The organism is Chitinophaga sp. LS1 (assembly GCF_034274695.1).
Taxonomy (GTDB): Bacteria; Bacteroidota; Bacteroidia; order Chitinophagales; family Chitinophagaceae; genus Chitinophaga.
In genome coordinates, this window is sequence record NZ_CP128362.1 from 6,004,573 (window position 1) to 6,024,976 (window position 20,404).

Genomic DNA, 20,404 nt, shown 5'->3' on the forward strand with positions numbered 1-20,404 from the left:
CTATGTTCTGCCCGCTTGATTATCAATATTTTTAAGTTATAGCTAAATTTGTTTTGGATGATGTTTAATATTATTTTATATATTTAATGTTATTGTAACGCGGGAATAATAATCCCTTCCCGCTATTGTAGCGATTGGTTCCCCTGTTTCCCAGGTTGCCCAGGTATAAAATTTTGTAAACTTTAGAAAGTTTTAATCATATAATCCTGCATCATGAAAGTATCTGCTATCAGTTTTCCCAGCGTGTTCGAGTCTGCGTATGGTAACACAGAAAACTCCTCAAAAGACCTGTTGAATGGTTTAAAAATCAAAAAAGACGATAACTGGTACATAGTTGGTAACCTCGCCAGAAGAGGCGGCATCAACCCGGGGCGTATTACGAATGCGGCTCCCCAGGAAGATGACTATGAAATACTCTTCAAAGCCGCGCTGGTTAATGTATTGGACAAGGTGCAACAACCCTTGTCTATCACCATGGGATTTCCATTCTCTACCTATAATATTTACAAGGCCGCCGCAGAACAATTCCTGAGTAAAAGACATTTTCTGATAGAATATGATACGCAGACTTTCAACAACAAAGGCACGATCAAAAAAGGGATGCTGGATATTGAACGTTTTGAAGTGATTCCTGAAATAGTGGGTGGTATTATTGGTTTGAAGAAGACCCTGAATGAGCCTAAGAATGACAACTTTATTGCAGTGAGCTTTGGATTTGGTACTATCGAAGGAGGTCTGGCTACAGCCGATGGTTTGATAAACCGTACCTGCTTCAGTTCTCACGGTATCAAATATGCCATTAACAACCTTGCCCGTGAGCTGAATAAAACATATTACCTGGATATGAAAAATGAGCATCAGCTGGATGATGCTTTCATGAAGGGTTCCATCTTTACCAACCGCAAACGCATTGACCTCAAAGAAACGCGTAAAGCCCTGCTGAAGCAGTATTACAAAGAAGTAGTATCTCCGCTGATGCGTAATTATTTCACAGACCAGGATTTTGAAACCTGTAGCAAGATCTACCTGATGGGTGGCGGTGCACATTATCGTGAACTGACGGATTGCTTCCTGGAAGAATTTAAGGATTTTATTCCTGTAGATGTGGCGCCAGATCCTGAAAACCTCGTGAGTATAGGTTACCTTTATAACTCACTGCGTATCTCAGATGATAAGCATCAGCGTAGTGTGGGCCTGGATCTGGGCAATGCCTCCTCTATCATTTCTGTGTTTGAAGATGAAAATATATCTGCGGTTTCAAAAATATGATGTGTCTGCAATAATTGAAATACTCAAAAACGCCTTCCGGAAAGGCATGTTCGTGATACCGAAAGAAGTGTCTGTACAGGGCGCTATCGAATCTCCGATTCCGGGCCGTATAGATGGCACTGTTCGTGGCGATGTGCGTACAGACGGGTTGCTGACCATAGGCAATACCGCCATTATAAGAGGTAATGTGTACGCGACAGATCTGATCCACTTCGGCAAAGTATATGGTGATATCTTTATCACCAATAAGGCGGTGATAAGTAATAAAGCCTATATAAAGGGCGATGTGACGGCATTGATATTGGAGCTGGAAGAAGAAGCTGTAATAGAAGGGGCGATCCGAAAACATGTAAATGATCTGGAGAACGCGGTACCCCTGGATACCGAGCCAGAACCGGACCTACCTATGCCTGTGGAAGAGGAAAAGCCGACCAGTTGGTTTTAAAATATTGAAGGGAAGGGGTATCAAAAATAAATAATCCTTCTCAGAATTACTTAAAGGACTACCTATCTTCATTAGGTACCCGAACAAAAGGAGGCCGTACGGCCTCCTTTTGTTTAATGTCTGGGTTTAGCTCTTTCGTACTGAACCGGCCATTTTAAAGACTCATCTTTTAACTGATGGGCTGCATGGAGCGGGAAGTAAGGATCTCTTAGTAATTCCCTTGCTAAGAACACCAGGTCTGCTTTGCCTGTACTCACGATCATTTCGGCTTCTTCGGCAGTGGTGATGAGGCCTACGGCTCCTGTTGGGATGCCGGTTTCTTTCTTTATATGATTAGCAAATTCGGTTTGGTATAATGGGCCTACCGGGATCTTCTGACGGGTATCGAGGCCACCGGAGGAGGTGTCGATTAAGTGCACGCCAGCATCTTTCAGGATGGCTGCCAGTTTGGTAGATTCTTCCAGGTTCCATCCACCTTCTACCCAGTCGGTTGCAGAAATGCGGACCAATAATGGGTTATCCTTTGGCCATACTTCCTGAACAGCGCTCACTATTTCTGTGAGCAGTCGGATCCTGTTTTCAAAGCTACCGCCATATTCATCGGTCCGGTGGTTACTGAGTGGTGACAGGAACTGGTGCATGAGGTATCCGTGGGCACCGTGAATTTCGATCACTTTAAAGCCTGCTTTTAGGGTACGTACAGCCGCTGCTTTGAAATCGGCAATCACCTTGTCGATTCCCTCCTTATCGAGTGCTTTGGGCTGTCCGTAGGTGTCAGAAAACGGAATGGCGCTGGGGGCCATGATATTTTCCCAACCACCCTGCTCCGCGGGTACCAGTTTCATGCCTTTCCAGGGTTCTGTCGTACTGGCTTTTCTGCCGGCATGGGCCAGCTGTACACCGGCAATGGCGCCATGGGCGTGGAGGAAATCTACAATCTGTTTTAGCTTTTCGATGTGTTCATCTTTCCAGATGCCCAGGTCTGCGGGGGAAATGCGGGCTTCCGGCGATACGGCGATCGCTTCTGTGAGGATCAGGCCTGCGCCACCTACTGCCCTGCTGCCCAGGTGTACGAGGTGCCAGTCATTGGCAAAACCGTCTTTGGAGCTGTATTCGCACATAGGACTTACCACAATCCTATTTCTTAATGTAACTGCGCCAATCGTTAGCGGCGTAAATAGTGCTGCCATAATATTGCTCTTCTTTAGATCTGTAATTTAAATAGAAACGATTTAAAATAGCGGGATCAATGACTAAGGAAACCCGGGAATTCTATAAAGATAATTTCAAGAGGGAATGTAATCCTTATGAAAAACAAATATCCCGGCCTTTGGGGGCCGGGATATTCCTTTCAGTGTATGAAAAAGCAAGCTTAGTCGATACGTCTAACGTTAACTGCGTTTAATCCTTTTCTACCTTCCTGCACTTCGAACTCCACGCGGTCGTCAGCCTGGATCTCATGGATTAAACCGTTTACGTGAACAAAAGTCTCTTTATTGGATTCATCATGTTTAATGAAGCCGTAGCCTTTTGTCTCGTTAAAGAACTTTACAGTTCCTTGAAATTTGTTTGTCATTTGAAAAAATTAAAAATTTGTAAAGGATAAAGGTAGTTCTTTCAGATACGCGGACCAAATATTAATTTTCAATTATTTACCAAGTGCCACATTTATATCCTTGTACATTACTCTGAAACAGCGGCTGGTACTCATCAAAGTATCATTGGGTACTTTTCGGCCGTAATACTCGTCCATAAAGGATTCCGCGTTGGACCAGACGGTCTGCATCATACCCTGATAACGGTCTTTCATTTCGGGTGTAGCAGCATTTCTAAATTCTATCATATCTTTTAGTTGTTGCTGGGCAAATGCTGGTTTTCTCCAAGGACAGGTAATAATATTGAGGCCTTTGATGGCAAAATAAGCCGGTGTTTTCTCCGGACGATCGTAATGCCAGTCACAGATCATCACGTCTTTTGGGATCAGGTCTATGGCGCGGTAGGTATTGTTCATACTGGCCTCCCACATGCCCAGACCGGTCGTTTTGCCATCCAGCAGGCGATCGCCCCATATCCATAACTGGCGGCCCTTTTCTGCCAGGTGGTTGCGCAGGGTGGATACTTCGCCGGCAAAGAGTTCGGCCTTGTCCCTGCCACCGCAACGGGGGCATTTCTCCTCTCCTATATAGAATACTTCGTCCATGCCCGCATGAAAGGCGGTGGTTTCGAATACATCACAGAGTTCGTCTATGATATCGAAAACGACCTTGTGCAGCCCCGGCGCCAGTGGACAATAGCTTTTACAATAGAGACCGTCGGGGTTTGGCCATACATATTTCTCAGGCATTTTTACCCAGGGTGTTTCGTCAAACTGCGGGTATTTTACAAGAAGGGCATTGACCTCTCCTGCCCAGGATTGATGGCCTAACAGGTTGAACTGTGGAATTAAACGAATGTGATTTTTCTTACATACAGCTACCACCTTTTTGATGTCGGCTTTGGTCAGAGCGTTTCCGGTGCGGAATTCCGGGTGGCTTTCGTATTGGTAATTGTAGTCGATGCGGAGGACCAGGGTATTCACCTTGCGGGGTGCCAGTTCCTGGTCGATGAATTGAATGAATTCGTTCAGGCCAGCTGGTGAGGGCGCCCCGATGCAGAAACCGCGAACGGGGAGAATGCTGTCTGGCGGAGTTTGAGAATAGGAAACGTGTCCTATAACGCAGCATAACAGGGTAAAGAAGATGACGTTTTTCATATTGATAAAATACAAAATAGTCTTATCTCCGATAAAGAAATTACACCAACGGAAAGGCTGGAAACATAAATTACAGATTTTGTTACATTTTCAGGTCAATCGCTCCTCTTATTTCGGTAGAGATCTCTCCTATCGTTGCATTGCCCTTGCTATTCTGTCCTGTATATACCTTTACGAAACTGACCGAAGACAAGGTGACCTTATTTCCATTATCATCCACTGCATCGGCAATATCAAAGCTATTATACCCACTGGTGCCATAGTCACTGGTCCAGTTATCCGCATAGCCATACGCAAACCCGGTATTGATATATAGCCCGGCACTATCCTTCAGGGTAGCTGGTAGTTTCATGCCTGTAAAAGACATGGAATCCCGTGCGGAGATAAAAGACGGATAATATACCTGCGTATGATATACATTGATTGAGACGGTGCCTGAGTCACCCTGGTTGTCTTTCCACTTTACATCTGCATAGCCACCGGGATTATAGTAAGTGATTTTGTAGTTCTTTACGGCATTGGTATATTGATCACCTGCTATTGTATACCAGGCATCATCCGGTAATCCATTTCCATTTACATCCTGACTTACCATTACGATACCTGGTTCTGACAGGCTTTCGATGGTATTGCTATAGATGCCGAATTTTGACACGCCATGATCAAATCCGAATACGACATAGCCTCCAAATGCACCCAGGGTAAGCACATTTTCTGTACTACCTACCAGCTTTTGCGCAGCTGCGCTATCCCCGATACTTGTATTTACAAACTGGCCGGGGGCGGGTTTGTATTCAAATATTGTGCTGATGTATTTACTGGTCGTGTTTGTGCCTGTGTTTTCTTTTTTACATGCAGTAAAAGCTAATAAGATAAATAACCACTTCTTCATAAATTATTGAATATAGGTGATCACTGAAGGAATATTACCGGTTGTAACACTCCATTTTTTAGCACCTGTCTTATCAAAACAATACAATATACCTGGCAGTAAATAATCCTTTACATCAGTAATAAGTATATCTCTTGTAACCGGATCTACTGCTATGCCATAAGGTGTTGTAATTGCCTGGTTCTGAATGAACCCATTGCTTACAATTGATTTCGTTTTTACATTCACTATGCCATAACCAATGGTATTTGCGCCTGTAATATTACTCCATTGTACGCTGATGATATAGGCAGAATCGCCCTGAATGGCGAGGTTGCTTACAGCCAGGCTAAGTGAATCTGTCACCGCATCTTTCGTTGTGCTGACTATAAACAGTTTTGATGGAATATTATCATAATTTCCACGGGAGGTCACATACAGGTTGCCATATCCATCTGCTTTTACATGCTGCAGGTTGATAGCAACATCAATGGTGTGGGTTACGGTAAATGAGCTCAGATCTATTACTGATAAGGTGCGGTCATAATTAGAAGATGTATAGCCGCCGGAGTTCGCCACATACAATTTACTGCCTGTTACCGCCATTTCTTCCGGCTGGCGACCTACGGTCACCGTGCGCAATACTTCGAAAGTGGAGGTATCTGCTTCTGCTACAAACCCCGATCCATCTGTACTGCCACTTGCGGCCGCGTAAGAACTCACATACGCCTTGCCGTTATAAAAGGAAATATACCTGCAGCTCCGTACGCTGATTTCACCCAGGTGTTTGGCGGTATGTTTATCCATCACTTCTACCCTATCCGATCCATTGATCACCGCATATAGCTTGTTGCCATATACTTTCATATCATTGCCTACATCTCCTAATTCCTTTACTATGGAAGGATTAATTTCTCCATATATATTCAGGTTGTAATCGCCTTTGGCGCCATTAAAATAATCGAGGGAGGTCTGGTTCAATCCCATATTTCCTTCATTTAATAAATAGAAGGAACTTTGGTTTGTATCATCCGTAACATGCGTAGCCTCGCTGGAACTGCTGTCAGTACCACTCTTTCTACATGCACTTAATACCAGTAAGACGAAGATCCACTTTCTCATATCAGTTAAAAATTTACACTGGCAGTCATACGATAATAACGTCCCGGCATGGGATAGTTATAAATTACATCGTAGTACTGGTTGAATACATTATTGATTTCTCCTGTCAGTTTCAGCTGACGGTTATGCCATGACACAGACAGGTCATGCGTATACCAGGGTTCTATATAATACTCCGGAATATTGACGCTACCATAGTAACGTGCTCCTACATACACAAAGCTATAATTCAGGTCCCATGCCTTCCAGGACAGGTTGGTGGTAAAAGACCCGCTGTGTAAGGGTACGTATACGATCTGTTGATTATTATTGTCCGTTGCTTTCTGATAAGTATACTTGAGCGAGAAGTTTGTTCCAATTTCTCTGAAGAAGCGTGGCGAGGTCTGCACACCCGCATCTACGCCATAAATATTCACTAATCCGATATTCTGCATTTGCCAGCGGAAGAGTTTACCCGGCACAGCTACGATCTTATCAGTCACCCTGCTGTAGTAAGCATCTGTCTGAATAGCAAAGTATTGCCACCAGCCGGCGGAGGTCTTTGTATAACTGGCTCCTATATCATATTGTTTGCTATATTCAGGTTTCAGGGTGGGATTGCCCGTGGTGGTGTAATAAAGATCATTGAAAGTAGGCATGCGGAAGATGTGCTTATAAAATGTCCTGATCCTTAAAGACGGATCTGCGAATGGTTGCCAGGAGGCAATGACAGTGGGCGTATAAGCTCTTCTATTGCCACCACTGGTATAGAGCTTTGTACTTTCATTGATGATACTCGCTAATACACTTCCCTGCAGATCGATCCTGTTAAAATGTAATTGAGTAGCGCCTGCTACCAATGTGGTGACCCTTGTAGGAATAGAGAAGTGATCAAGGTTCACAGCGGTCATCTGGTTCACCTGGAAATCGGCGGAGAGCGCAACATCCCACCAGTCTTTGATACGGTATTGATTGGCAGCAGATAAATAATATTCGTGCTGGCGGAACCGGTTCATAAGCGGCCCACTCGTAGTTACAATCGTAGTATCGAGATAGCGTACATAATCCAGCATATACTTGCCGTTCAGCTGCATGCTGTACCTGCCGGATTTTTGGTTATAGCCTCCCTGTATAAATGCATTTCGATCCCACTGACGCTGTCCGTTTTCAAAATGCCCTTTCACAATGGGACCTGGCAGGCCACGGGCGGAGTTATAATAATAACCCTGTACGTGCCAGTTACTGCTATCTTTGCCATTGCCATATACACCTGCTTCTACGCGCCAGGCATCGATGTCTCCATTCTTTCGTACAGCAGTGGTGTCATAATCATTATAGCGATAACGGAATTTGTATTGTCCGTCTGCATGGGTCCATTCTGAGCTGACAATAGCTGCTATTTTATTTGACAGTTTTTTTTCTATTCTCATGGAAGGATTGATCAATCCAAAACTACCGGTCTTAAAGCCTGCTTTACCATGTAGGGTTTCAGCTCCCTGAAAGACAGGTTTTCTGGATTGCAAATAAATAGAGGCTGCTGAAGCAAATCCTTTTGCAGGTTGGAAGATTACGCCTTTCTGGGCGTTGTAGAGGTCTATTTGTTCAATATTGTCAAGGGAAAACCGCCCTAGATCTACTGTGCCGTTTTGTGCATTGCTTAGTTGAATGCCATCATAAAATACACCCAGCTGGTTGGTACCCATGCTATGTACATTGAGCGTTTTGAGGCCGCCTATGCCACCATAATCTTTGATCTGAACACCTGAGAAGAACCGGGCAGCATCTGCCACGGAGAGGCTATTCATTTTTTCCAGTGCCTTGCCGCTGAGGGTTTGAACGGGCGTAATCGCACCGGGTTTGGCAGAGAAGATCGTAATCGTCTGTAAGGTATGAGTCGTATCATTTTGCTGTGCCTGTAAATGCAGGCACAGCAAAATGAAGCTTATTATAAAACTGGTTGTCTTCATATTAATGGAACACGACCATGGCTGGATACAGATTGTCCGTGTAGGAAATTGCAGATTTTAAAGTTGCGTCTGCGGCGCTGTAAGTATAAAGTGTATTGTTAGCGTCCCCATAGAAACCTCCTGTTGTGATCAGTACAAGGGTGTTTTTCGCTGCGTCGTAACCAATACCTTTACCATAGAAGTAGTGGTCAGCTGGCAGGGTGATATAAGCGCTGCTCAGGGAGCTGTTGTTGCCGGAAACATAGCGGTATACCTTCTGGTCATCGCTCAGCACATAGACCGCATTCTCCTGGGTAGAAGCGACGATAGAGCTGCTGGTGAATACCCATTCGTTATAGCGAACATTAAACGAGGTGGTGATCGTATCGACCTTCAGTGTAGACGGATCGATTTTGAGCAGGGCATTTGTTTGCGCAGCATATATGTAGCCATCTTGACCCTGGGCAAAACCAGCTATTGCAGTACCTAAATTCTTTGCTATGGAGTAGTCGCTGGTCTTCAATGCTACGATACCGTCGTTAGCAGTTAATGCAAATACATAGTTGCCTGATTTGAGCATATCGCTAACGCTACCACTTACACCTGTGATTTTGGTACCCACGCTCAGGGAAGATAAGGTTACCGGATAGATACCATCGTCTGTACTGAGCAGCCCATTGCTATTGTCAATACCGATGAATGCATGACCGCTAGCCGGCAAACCTGCATTTCTGGCGCTTTCTTTCAGGGAATACTCATCAGCGGCTACCAGTGGACCGCCATAGTTGGTTACCAGGTAAAGTTTTCCATTATAAATGGTGCCATATTCGAGGGTGGTGGAGGTCGTTGCCAGCGGGCTGGATGGGTTCACTGCCAGGTAATTGTCCTGCGAAAGGGTATCCGCATTATAGCTGCGGAAGCTCAGGTCTCCTCCTTTGGAACCGAAGTTGCCTTCATTTAAAATGAAATAACCATTGTCATAAGTGCCTTTGGAGATAACTGAAGTATTATCATCTTTTTTACAAGAGACTACGAAGAATACGGCGAATGCTAACAGGAGCGTGTGTAATTTTCTTTGCATGCTGTTTTAATAATTGTAATAGTTGAAAGGTTCCCGACGGAATAGATCATTCAGCATGATAAGCGTAATATCATTGTATATCCCGAAGCTTTTCACCCGAAAGCGCTGAATGGATCTATTGCATCGTGGCAGGTCTTCTGGCTCCCTGATTTTCCGGCGGCCTTCCCATCCATGGTGGACAGTGGCATAGAGTAGAACCGGAAATAATACTCAGGTTACAGCTACGGGGATAGCTCCGGTTTTGCACCGGATTCCCTTTTAAGCCTATCTAGTGACAGGCACCAAATGCGGCACAAACCTACACTATGGGGGTGGAATAACCAAATTGAAACGTTTTTTCGCCTATCTTGCCGCAAATTTTTAAATAATCCGTTTTGCTGAGACAACTTTTCCTGTTTGTGGTCCTGCTTTGCGGCGTTATGTGTAGCTATGCCCAGGGGAACCTGAGTAAGACTGTATCAGTCACCATGACCCGCCAGCCGATATCTTCTGTACTGGACGCCATTGAAATTCAGGGTAATTTTCATTTTTCTTATGTACGGGAAATGGTGCATGCCGATAGTCTTGTGTCGGTACGCGCCAATCACAGGACTGTGAAGCAGGTACTGGACCAGTTGTTCCAGGGCAGTGTTGCTTATAAGGATGCGGGCAACCAGTTGATGCTGCAGCCGAATAAGGAGAAGTGGTTCTATGTGAGCGGACATATTACGGATGGCAGTAATGGGCAACCACTGAATAATGCGAGTGTGTATGAAGGGGTGCAGCTGATTTCGACTATGACAAACGATCAGGGGTATTACCGGCTGCGGCTCAGGGAGAAAGAACGGCCAATGCCTGTGATGCTTACGGTGAGTAAGGAATTATATAAAGATACAATTATGATGGTGGCGAGCGGGTATGATCAGGACATCAGTGCGAGTATCAAGCCTGCGGCACCAATCACGTTGGGTATAGTGGATGTGAACCAGTATTCGAGAGTGAGTGATACATGGTTTGGAAAGGTGTTTTTAAGTTCCAAACAGCGTATGCAATCTCTGAACTTAAGCAGATTCTTTGCAAATCAGCCTTATCAGACCTCTTTATTACCCGGGTTGGGTACCCATGGTAAGTTGAGTTCCCAGGTAGTAAATAAGATATCGGTGAATTTTATTGGGGGGTATACGGCCGGGTTAAATGGGGTCGAAATATCCGGTGCTTTTAATATAGATCAGAAAGATGTGAGATTTGCCCAGTTTGCCTCACTTTTTAATCTGGTGGGTGGTAAAATGGAAGGCGTGCAGATAGCTGGTTTGCATAACCTGGTCATTGATTCAGTAAAAGGTCTGCAGGCAGCGGGTATCAGCAATATTACAACAAAGGGATTTGTCGGTGTACAACTCTCTACTACTTATAATGGTGCGAATGGTGAAACCCGGGGATTGGGCGCTTCAGGGATTGTGAATATTTATAGGAAGAATAGTTATGGTGTGATGATGGCGGGGGTTGGAAATATGAATACAACGACCATACAGGGTGTGCAGGCAGCTGGGGTGTTCAATATGGCAGAAATGCTGAAAGGTGTGCAGGTGGCTGGTGTTGTCAATGCGGCTGATACTACCGAAGGTGTGCAGGTAGCAGGCCTCATCAACGTTACGCGGGTATTGAAAGGTGTGCAGGTAGGTGTGGTGAATTATGCAGATTCGTCTGATGGGTATAGTATTGGCGTGATTAGTATTGTGCGCAGGGGGTATCATCAGTTATTGGTATATAATACAGAGCTGTTGCCGTTCAACCTGGCGTTTAAGTCAGGGAATAAAAAGCTGTACAGCCTGATTATAGGAGGAGCAAGTTTTATGGAAGGGTCGAAGGCGTACAGTTTTGGGTATGGTATTGGAAAGTCGTATAAAGATTATAGTGTAGAGATTACGGAGCAGAATTTGTACCTGGGGAGTTGGGAGATGGTAGGTACGATGGCACGGTTGCAGACGGCGTGGAATAAGGAAATAGGTAAAAACGCCAGGATCTTTATAGGGCCAGCGTTTACCTTATATTTTAATAGTAAGGATGCAAATGTGGAAGGGTATAAGAGCCGGCTGCCGGGCCCATATGGGGCATTTAAATTTAATGACAACCTACGTTATTGGTTTGGCTGGCATGTGGGCTTTAGTTTCTTCTAAGAATTTCTTTCGTACTGGCGATGGCTACCAATTTCTCCTTAAAATTCAGTAAATTTGCCGCTTCTTTTTCAAATTTAAACACTGGTAAATGTCAAAAGTCAAAGTAGGTTTTGTGCAAATGAATTGTACGGCCAATAAGGCGGAAAACCTTGCCAAAGCCATCGAGCAGGTAAAAGTTGCCGCATCCAAAGGTGCACAGATCGTTTGTTTACAGGAGCTGTTTACCTCCCTGTATTTTTGTGATGAAGAGAATTACGACAACTTCTCTCTCGCGGAGCCTATTCCTGGTCCATCTACAGATGCCCTTCAGAAAGTAGCTGGTGAACTGGGCGTGGTGATCATCGCCTCCCTCTTTGAAAAAAGAGCTGCTGGCCTGTATCACAACACGACTGCTGTACTGGACGCTGACGGATCTTACCTTGGCAAATACCGTAAAATGCATATTCCGGACGATCCGGCTTACTACGAAAAATTCTATTTCACCCCTGGTGACTTAGGCTATAAAGTTTTCAAAACCAAATTCGCCACCATCGGTGTACTTATCTGCTGGGATCAATGGTATCCTGAAGCTGCACGTATCACCGCGCTCATGGGTGCCGAAATACTGTTCTACCCTACCGCTATTGGCTGGGCAACGTCTCAGGACGAAGCAACCAATACAGAGCAATACAATGCATGGCAGACTATTCAGCGTAGCCACGCTGTTGCAAACGGTATCCACGTAGTTAGCGTGAACCGTACCGGTTTTGAGCAGGAAGGCCGCATGAAATTCTGGGGTGGCTCCTTCATCTCCAATCCGTTTGGTACCATCATCTATCAGGCTTCGCACGAAGAAGAAGAGATCCATGTGGAAGAACTGGATCTGTCTGTAACTGACAGATACCGTACTCACTGGCCTTTCATGCGCGACAGAAGAATCGACTCTTACGGCAACATCACTAAAAGATTTATCGACGAAGCATAATGAACGGACTACCAACGCTGAAACAGCAGGGATACTTCTTCCCTGCCGAATTCCATCCTCATGTGGCTACATGGTTGAGCTGGCCTCATAAAGAAGCTAGCTGGCCAGGTAAGATCGACGCTATCTATCCTTACTACAGCCAATTTGTAAAATACCTGGCAGAAAGTGAGCTGGTGCGCATCAACGTGGCAGACGATGTTATGAAAGCCGCAGCAGCTGCACACCTGCAAAAAGCAGGCGTTCAAATGGACAAAGTGGAATTCTTCCTGCATCCTACGAACGACGCCTGGTGCCGTGATCATGGTCCAGCTTTCCTGATCAATCCAACAGCTGCAGAAAAGAAGGTGATTGTAGACTGGGGCTATAATGCCTGGGGGGGTAAATATCCTCCGTTCGACAAGGACGATGTGATCCCTACCCTGATCGCTAATCATTATAAATTACCGGTATTCCACCCTGGCATCGTCATGGAAGGTGGTTCTGTAGAATTCAATGGGAAGGGAACGGTATTGACCTCCACCTGCTGTCTGCTGAATGAAAACAGGAATCCGCACCTGACGCAGGCCCAGCTGGAAACTTACTTGCAGGACTATTATGGTGTGGACAAGGTACTGTGGGTAGCGGAAGGCATTATCGGTGATGATACAGATGGTCATATTGACGATACTGTTCGCTTCGTAAACGAAGATACCGTGCTTACTGTGGTAGAAAGTAACAAACAGGACGAGAACTACGACCTGCTGCAGCAAAACCTGCAACAGTTAAAGCAGATGCGCCTGTTGAATGGCAAACAACTCAACGTAATTGAGTTGCCAATGCCAGATGCAGTTGTGTTCGAAGACCAGCGTCTGCCGGCTTCCTATGCTAATTTCTATATCAGCAATAAACATGTTATTGTTCCAACTTATCGTTGTGCACAGGATGATAAGGCCCTCCGGATTATCCAGGATTGCTTTAAAACCCGTGAGGTAGTTGGTATCGATTCGACCGAGATCATCTGGGGACTGGGTAGTTTTCACTGCCTGAGTCAGCAGGAACCTCTGGTATAAAATTCTTGTCAAAAAGGCGCTGTTGCCTCGCAACAACGCCTTTTTTTAGGCCCAAACATATCCCTGAATTCCGCTATGTGATTGACTTCCAATGTCATCTAATTGTTAAAAAACAGGAGCGGCCCCAACCTGGCTATTCCTTTTAGAACTGCACCACCGTTGCAGATCCCCTGATTGGCGCAATCGCCCCGTTCGCAGTCAGATTGATCCCTTCACATTTCTTTCACATTTTCAGTGCTACCTTTGTCATGTCCTAATATTTCAGTGTATTATCCTTATTAAAAGAACCTAACTAAATTCCTTAGATGAAGAAACCTGTTATTAAAAAAATCACACAGTACACCTTTGCCGCCGGAGTTTTTGCAGTTACAACATTTGGAGTACTACCTTCTACCGGTCATAAAGCAAGCAACAACGCTATTGCCATTAACAAATCTGCTTTGAGCAGCAGGGCGATGTTGTACAATAACCTGGCATTGGATTCAATGGGATTATCCCGTACCGCCTTCAATTATGCTTTACAGGGTATGGAAAAATTGGAAGCAGAAGGCAAATTAGCTAACACAGACCTGATCACCATCGTTGACTTCAGTCTTGCTTCCAGTAAGAAAAGACTGTTTGTTATTGATCTGAAAAATGGGAAAGTGCTGTTCAACACCCTCGTATCTCATGGCCGCAATTCCGGTACGGATGTAGCAACTACGTTCTCCAATTCACCGGAGAGCTTTAAAAGCAGCCTGGGTTTTTATGTAACGGGTGATACCTACAGAGGCGAGCATGGTTATAGCCTGCGTCTGGAAGGTCAGGAACAGGGTATCAATGACAACGCGATGAGTCGTGGAATCGTGATGCATAGCGCAGCATATGTAAATGAGAAATTAGCTGCTTTGCAGGGTTATATTGGTCGCAGCTTAGGTTGTCCGGCTATCCCTGAAAAGGTACACAGGAAGATCATTGAAATGATCAAAGACGGCACCTGCCTCTTCCTATATAGTCCTGATAAATACTATATGGCACATTCCAGAATCCTGGAATCACTGCCTGGCGATACTACGATTGCCTAACAACATCCATTTTCAAATAAAGACAGACGATCCGTTTTTCATCCACCCTGGCCCCTCTTCATCAACACGCCTCGGCGCTCAATGACACATTATCACGCAACAGACACATCAGAGGTTAACAGCAGATGCGCAGGGGAATGAAAAGGGCCAGGGGGATGTACGGTATTTTTAATGCACGTCAGTAAATAGTTTCGCAGCTATTTTACGGTCATGGTCATAGATGTCTTCCACCATATGCAGCTGACCGTCTGCGCCTACCCAGGTGGTATAATAGGAAATCATAACGGGTACCGGGTTCTTCACTCTGACGTACTTTTCTTTTCCACTGTTCATTGCACTATCAATCTTTTCTGATGTCCATTCCGGCTGATCACGCAGCAGGTAATTGGCCATTTTTACAGGATCTGCCAGTCTTATACAGCCATGGCTATATGCGCGCTGATCCTTGTTGAATAATTCCTTTTGATTCGTATCGTGGAAATATATATTGAAGCTGTTGGGAAACAGGAATTTCACCCTGCCCAATGGATTTTCTTTGCCAGGTACCTGCCTGATCACTGGTACGCCATTTCTTTCGCCGGTCACTTCCATATGATGGCTGGCCAGGTAACCTTTATTTCTGGCCATGGCAGGTAATACTTCTTCTTTGATAATGCTTCTGGGCAGGTTCCAGTAAGGACTGAATACAACCTGGTTCAGATCGCCGGAGAAGCTGGTGGTACCTTTACCTTCCTTGCCTACTACGACTGCCATGTCAAAGTCTTTGTTCTTGCCATCCCATGCATGGAGCATGAATTCGGGTATGTTCACCATGATGAGTCTGCCTTCGGGTACTGGTGGTGTCCAACGCATACGCTCCATGTTGATCAGGAGTTTTTCTACGATGATAATGGCCGGTACATTCATTTCACGTATCAGGGTATCCGTGATAATTCCTTTTGGCGTGTGACCATGTGAACCTTCAAATTTATTGATAGCAGCTTCCAGCGCATCGTCGTATACACCGGTCGTGTCCTTGCCGTCCAGTTCACCGGTTGCCTGCAAGCGATGTTTGATGGCGGCTATGACAGGGCTGTTATCTCCTTTCTTGTATTTCTTTTTCTTTTCTACAGGTATGCTATCCCAGTTACCTTTTCTGGCGATGTCGGTATATTTCTCCAGTTCTTTTGTCAGATCACCATATACATTATGAATATCGGTAGCGTGATAACCTTTGCCTGAGATGACAGCATCTGCCTGTTTCAGGATGTCGTTCTTTTGCATGGGCACGTAGTGTTCCATGGCTTTCACGGCATCTTTATCATCTTTATGTGCATCGAGGAAGTAATTAATAAAGCGTTGTGTCAGTTGCAACTCTGTCTTTACGATATTAGCATCGGTAGCAGAGACAGCTGAATCCGGTTCATTGTTCATAAGGGCATTGAGGCGATATTCCAGGGCTTTATTGTTTTCGCTGGTGTCTACACTGTAATCGTATAAACTACGGAATCCATATGCCTGTTCATTCAGACCACTGGTATCGAACCAGGCGTATTCAAAGTTGCGTGCGTTGTAAAAGCTACGCAACCTGTTAGCGAGGCTACTATCCAGTTTCTGGTTAGTGATGAACTTCTCAACATCTTTGGTTTCAAGGAAAAGACCATTGTACGCGTTTGCAGGGGTAATTTCGTTGTTCCTGGGGGTGACAGGTATATCATAATGCTGTGCGGCATCGCCGCCGGTAGTCTTTTTCGTATCAGATTTGCAACCTGCGATCAAAGAAATCGCGAAAGCTGAAAATATCAATGCCTTTTTCATACTCAGGCATGAAGCAAAACCTGTGCCTGTGTCCGGGGCCTTTATTCATGGCCCCGGAACGCCCCCTGATGAAAATAATTTTCCGCAGTTTGGGTATTAATTCCCATAAAGCAGGTCCACACTTTCCTTCGCATATCCCGCACCTGCGGTCATGCCCTTCCCTCCTATTCCTGTACGGATATGAATTTGCGGAGTGATGTCATATTCAAAGATGTTCTTTTCATTGTGCTGTGCATAGAAGCCGCTCCAGCAGGTAGCGATTTGTTTGTTCTTTATATTAATGATATGTGAAGCTTCTTCTAAGATCAGTTCATTGATATAGTGATTGGTATGGAAGCCTAAATCGTCGGATTGGCTGACGGGTGCATATTCATGACTGTCGCCAATGATGATGCTATTGTCTGTAGCCTGTTTGAAGAGAATATGAATGCCCCACTTCTTTAGTTCTTCATAATGCTGTGGGGTTTGAACGTGGTTGAAAGAAGGACAATTGGCAGCGAAACTTTCGTACCTGCGGATGGTAAGGCCAGTAAGAACATTGCCATTCAGCTGTAGTTCTGGCATGGGGATGGTGCGCAGCATCTGGAGTTTGCTTACTACCTGACCGCTGTTGGTGAAGATGTCGGGGAATAGCAGTTTACCTTCATGGCCACAGCAGATGATGACTTTATTGGCCAGGAACTGATTATTGACTTTTATCTGACCTTGTGTTTCTTCTATCGCTGTAACGGGGGTGTAATAGGAGATCTGGAAATTATTGAATGATTCTTTCATGTATGCGTGCAGGCGATGAATCATCTTATCCGGTTCCACACTGATCTCTTCCGGAAAGAAGAGTGCTTCCTTTGCATATTCCTGTTTGATAGCAGGGTAACGTTCGTTTATTTCTTTTGCAGGCAGCAACAGTGCATTATAACCTATGTTGTCATAATGGGTTTTCAGCTCGTGAATCAGTAATTGCTCATCGTCATCAGATGCGATGTAGACACTTCCGTTTTGTCTTACAGAGATATCCCCTTTCTGCTGGATAGATTTGTAGAGTGCCAGACCTGTCAGGCCATAATTAAACCATTTATCTGCCAGACCGGAAGGAACTACCTGTCCGAAGTTGCGTACGGTAGCGCCGACGGGATAGCTGTCTCTTTCCAGCAATAACACTTTCAATCCCTTTTGTAAAGCGTGAAAGGCGTGGAAGGTACCGAGGATACCGCCGCCGGTTATGATCAAATCAAATTGTTGCATAAGAATAATATTACCATGGAAGGGAGTAAGTCTTGGTGAAACTGAATGTCTTCATGGCTTCAGTGACACCTTCTTTGATACCCAGTCCTGAGTCTTTAATACCTCCGAAAGGAGAATGTTCTATACGATAACCCGGTACTTCGTTTATATTAACGGTACCGGCTTTGATATGTTTGATGGCGTACATGGCGTGTTGCAGGTTGTTTGTCACAACACCTGAGGATAAGCCGTAAGCAGTGCTATTGGCTACGTTCACGGCGTCTTCGAGGTTTGCTACCGCCATTATCGGTGCGAGCGGACCAAATGCTTCCTGTACCACCATTTCAGCATTCCGTGATACCTGTGTCAGGATCGCAGGTTGCAATAGGGCGCCATTGCGGGTGCCACCTTGTACCAAATTTGCACCCTGAGTTACTGCTTTTTCAATCAGCTGTGCGAGGTGAATAGCGGAGCCTTCATCGATCACTGTGCCTACAATTGTATCGGGATCGGCAGGATCACCACAGACGTAAGTTTGGGCCTTTTTGATAAATCGCGACACAAATTCGTCATGGATATTTTCCTGCACCAATATACGCTTCACGGCGGTGCAGCGTTGCCCCGAATTGCGGAATGCGCCTTCAGCGGCCAGGGTGGCTGCCAGATCAAGATCAGCGTCGTCGAGTATGATCAGCGGATCATTGCCACCCAGTTCAAGGATCACTTTTTTGTAGCCGGCTGTTTGTGCAATGCGCTTACCCACAGCTACACTACCTGTGAAAGAGACGACAGCTACCCTTGGATCGCTTACCAGCATACCTGCTACCTCATTGGTGGGTCCCAGCAATACGCTGAGCATATGTGGCGGTAATCCGGCTTCGTATAGTAATTCCACAAAGCGTACGGCAGTCAGCGGCGTTTTTTCAGAGGGCTTCAGGATCACAGGGGTGCCGGCTGCTAATGCCGGTGCTACTTTATGTGCCACCTGGTTCAGGGGATGGTTAAAGGGGGTGATCGCGACCGCCAGTGGCAGGGGTTCCTGTACGGTGTAAATCTTTCTCGCTTTGCCCTGTGGAGAGACATCGCAGGATAAGACCTGACCGGGTTCCTGCAGGGCGGCAATAGCGGCAAACATGAGCACATCGATCGCTCTCCCGGTTTCATACATCGCCTCACGGATACAGAGACCCGATTCTGCGCTAATTAAAGCCGCAAATTCGGTTCTTCTGGCGCTTAATAGTATCTGAGCCTGATTTAATACCTGATAGCGCTCAAAATGGCTCATAATCGCTTTTGGCTGTAAGGCCGTTTCGATAGCGTGCAGGGTATCGGCTTCTTTTACCGTGGAGAGGGTACCAATCACCCTGTTATCGTAAGGGCTACGTATCGTGAGCTGATCTGTGCCCTGTATTATTTTGCCCGCTGCATAGCAATGCAGGGATAGTTTATTTACCGGTTCCATTAATTGTAAAATCAAATACATCAAAGTTGCGGGCATCACCTGCCGCTTTTCGCATATAGGTTGTATTCAGCGGGTGAGAAATGAGCAGTGGCACCATTTCTTCATAACGACCACCATGTGAACGAAGTCCGCTATCCAGCGCACTCAGGTCATGGTGTGCAGGTGTTCGGCCCAGCACAACATTGCGTGCGGACAATACCACCAGGTCACCGATACGATCGGCTGGTTGTTCCAGCAGGCGTACCGCGGTAGCACGGTCATACACTTCTGTAATACCCGGTTGTGCCAGTAACCAGCGGCCTATTTCGTCTGTCTGGGAAGCATCTTTTAAATGCACGACTACATAAGAGCCCAATGCGCCGTGATGTTTTACATAGGGATCGGTGATCGGGCAAATGACGCGGCTGCCTTTGCCGAATTGTTCATCCAGCAGGGTTTCCACATAGATTACATTCGGACTGCCATCAGGTAATTGTTTTGCATTCATACCATGATCTGCGGTAGCGCCTACGATGGCACCTGCTTCCAGCAACTGACCCAGTTCATGATCGATGGCAGCATAGAAATCTAAAGACTCAGGTGCTTCCGGCGCATAGGTGTGCTGCATAAAATCTGTCAGTGACAGGTACAGGAAATCGGCTCTGCCGGCACGCAGCAAAGCATTGCCAGCCCGTAAGACGAACAGGCTGGCATCTGCACTGTAAATGGCGGGAGTGGGTTGACCTGTCAATTGTTCTACATCATCAATGCCGTGTGTGGCTATAGTAGCTGCTGCTGCTTTCTCTGCAGAAAACGCAATGCCTTTCATATTATGAGATAATATATCCCGCAACTTTTCTTTCGCCGTGACCACCGCCACTTTTCTACCTGCATTTGCTGCTGCTGCCAGCAGGGTTTCTGCACGTAAGTAAGAGGCGGAATTCATCATCACTTCCTGGTCCATTGCCGCATCATAGAAAAAGTTGCCACTAATACCGTGTACTGCAGGTGGAACCCCTGTTACGATAGAAGAATTATTCACGTTTGTAAAAGAGGGTAATGCACCTCTGACCATTCCCCTGTAGCCTTGTTGAATCATCTTCTTCAGGTGAGGCATGCGATCAAAAGCGAGTGAAATGTCCAGGTATTCATCGGCAGAACCATCCAGGCAGATCACAACAATAGGTGCAGCTGGTGGTTGGTAAGTAATGCCGTTCGCAGTAAAGGATAAGGTGGATATAGACATG

General features: G+C 45.6%; 17 protein-coding genes and 1 riboswitch. Of the genes, 6 read left to right on the forward strand and 11 right to left on the reverse strand.

The genetic code is table 11. From position 1 onward, the window contains the following. Positions 1 to 213 precede the first annotated feature (213 nt). Together QQL36_RS24750 and QQL36_RS24755 are read left to right on the forward strand one after the other, a co-directional pair. A complete protein-coding gene (locus tag QQL36_RS24750) occupies positions 214 to 1,269 on the forward strand; it encodes a ParM/StbA family protein (protein WP_083725705.1) in 1,056 nt (351 codons plus the stop codon). 1 nt (position 1,270) lies between these two features. Continuing rightward, positions 1,271 to 1,714: a polymer-forming cytoskeletal protein gene (locus QQL36_RS24755; protein ID WP_321567134.1), complete on the forward strand. Its 444-nt coding sequence runs from the start codon at positions 1,271 to 1,273 to the stop codon at positions 1,712 to 1,714. Positions 1,715 to 1,827: 113 nt separating this feature from the next. Here the strand turns inward: QQL36_RS24755 and namA are convergent, their stop codons facing one another. The 7 genes from namA to QQL36_RS24790 all read right to left on the reverse strand — a co-directional run bounded on the left by namA (position 1,828) and on the right by QQL36_RS24790 (position 9,465). Next, entirely contained in the window at positions 1,828 to 2,904 is a 1,077-nt protein-coding gene (namA, locus tag QQL36_RS24760; protein WP_321567135.1) for an NADPH dehydrogenase NamA, read from the reverse strand. A 182-nt stretch (positions 2,905 to 3,086) separates the two neighbouring features. Then, entirely contained in the window at positions 3,087 to 3,290 is a 204-nt protein-coding gene (locus tag QQL36_RS24765) for a cold-shock protein (RefSeq protein WP_072357632.1), read from the reverse strand. A 72-nt stretch (positions 3,291 to 3,362) separates the two neighbouring features. Beyond that, positions 3,363 to 4,466: a family 20 glycosylhydrolase gene (locus QQL36_RS24770; protein ID WP_321567136.1), complete on the reverse strand. Its 1,104-nt coding sequence runs from the start codon at positions 4,464 to 4,466 to the stop codon at positions 3,363 to 3,365. An 82-nt stretch (positions 4,467 to 4,548) separates the two neighbouring features. Next, on the reverse strand, positions 4,549 to 5,358 hold the full coding sequence (locus QQL36_RS24775; RefSeq protein ID WP_321567137.1) for a hypothetical protein: 810 nt from the start codon (positions 5,356 to 5,358) through the stop codon (positions 4,549 to 4,551). Between the two features lie 3 nt (positions 5,359 to 5,361). Then, positions 5,362 to 6,459: a YncE family protein gene (locus QQL36_RS24780; protein ID WP_321567138.1), complete on the reverse strand. Its 1,098-nt coding sequence runs from the start codon at positions 6,457 to 6,459 to the stop codon at positions 5,362 to 5,364. Positions 6,460 to 6,464: 5 nt separating this feature from the next. Further along, complete coding sequence (locus QQL36_RS24785) at positions 6,465 to 8,405, reverse strand: TonB-dependent receptor (RefSeq protein WP_083725716.1); 1,941 nt, start codon at positions 8,403 to 8,405, stop codon at positions 6,465 to 6,467. A gap of 1 nt (position 8,406) precedes the next feature. Next, complete coding sequence (locus tag QQL36_RS24790) at positions 8,407 to 9,465, reverse strand: DUF5074 domain-containing protein (RefSeq protein WP_321567139.1); 1,059 nt, start codon at positions 9,463 to 9,465, stop codon at positions 8,407 to 8,409. Between the two features lie 109 nt (positions 9,466 to 9,574). Then, positions 9,575 to 9,766, reverse strand: a riboswitch (cobalamin riboswitch). Positions 9,767 to 9,839: 73 nt separating this feature from the next. Here QQL36_RS24790 and QQL36_RS24795 point away from each other — a divergent pair. From QQL36_RS24795 to QQL36_RS24810, 4 genes are all read left to right on the forward strand, one after another. Then, positions 9,840 to 11,621, forward strand: coding sequence for a hypothetical protein (locus QQL36_RS24795; RefSeq protein WP_321567140.1), 1,782 nt, complete (start codon positions 9,840 to 9,842; stop codon positions 11,619 to 11,621). A gap of 88 nt (positions 11,622 to 11,709) precedes the next feature. Next, positions 11,710 to 12,585 carry a carbon-nitrogen hydrolase gene (locus QQL36_RS24800; RefSeq protein ID WP_083725732.1) on the forward strand — a complete coding sequence of 292 codons (876 nt, stop codon included), beginning with the start codon at positions 11,710 to 11,712 and terminating at the stop codon, positions 12,583 to 12,585. Then, positions 12,585 to 13,634, forward strand: coding sequence for an agmatine/peptidylarginine deiminase (locus tag QQL36_RS24805; protein ID WP_083725733.1), 1,050 nt, complete (start codon positions 12,585 to 12,587; stop codon positions 13,632 to 13,634). The genes QQL36_RS24800 and QQL36_RS24805 overlap by 1 nt, the downstream gene beginning before the upstream one ends. A 305-nt stretch (positions 13,635 to 13,939) precedes the next feature. Continuing rightward, on the forward strand, positions 13,940 to 14,698 hold the full coding sequence (locus tag QQL36_RS24810; protein WP_083725735.1) for a murein L,D-transpeptidase catalytic domain family protein: 759 nt from the start codon (positions 13,940 to 13,942) through the stop codon (positions 14,696 to 14,698). Positions 14,699 to 14,866: 168 nt separating this feature from the next. On the opposite strand, the gene QQL36_RS24815 is transcribed toward QQL36_RS24810, so the two are convergent. The 4 genes from QQL36_RS24815 to phnA form a co-directional block, all read right to left on the reverse strand. After that, positions 14,867 to 16,495 (reverse strand): L,D-transpeptidase family protein, encoded by a 1,629-nt coding sequence (locus tag QQL36_RS24815; protein ID WP_083725737.1) that lies wholly within the window; start codon positions 16,493 to 16,495, stop codon positions 14,867 to 14,869. Between the two features lie 96 nt (positions 16,496 to 16,591). Then, a complete protein-coding gene (locus QQL36_RS24820) occupies positions 16,592 to 17,737 on the reverse strand; it encodes a TIGR03364 family FAD-dependent oxidoreductase (RefSeq protein ID WP_321567141.1) in 1,146 nt (381 codons plus the stop codon). A gap of 10 nt (positions 17,738 to 17,747) precedes the next feature. Next, positions 17,748 to 19,193, reverse strand: coding sequence for an aldehyde dehydrogenase family protein (locus QQL36_RS24825; protein ID WP_321567142.1), 1,446 nt, complete (start codon positions 19,191 to 19,193; stop codon positions 17,748 to 17,750). Then, positions 19,162 to 20,403, reverse strand: a complete 1,242-nt coding sequence (phnA, locus tag QQL36_RS24830; protein ID WP_321567143.1) for a phosphonoacetate hydrolase — start codon at positions 20,401 to 20,403, stop codon at positions 19,162 to 19,164. Before phnA ends, QQL36_RS24825 begins: the two co-directional genes overlap by 32 nt. Position 20,404: the final 1 nt, after the last annotated feature.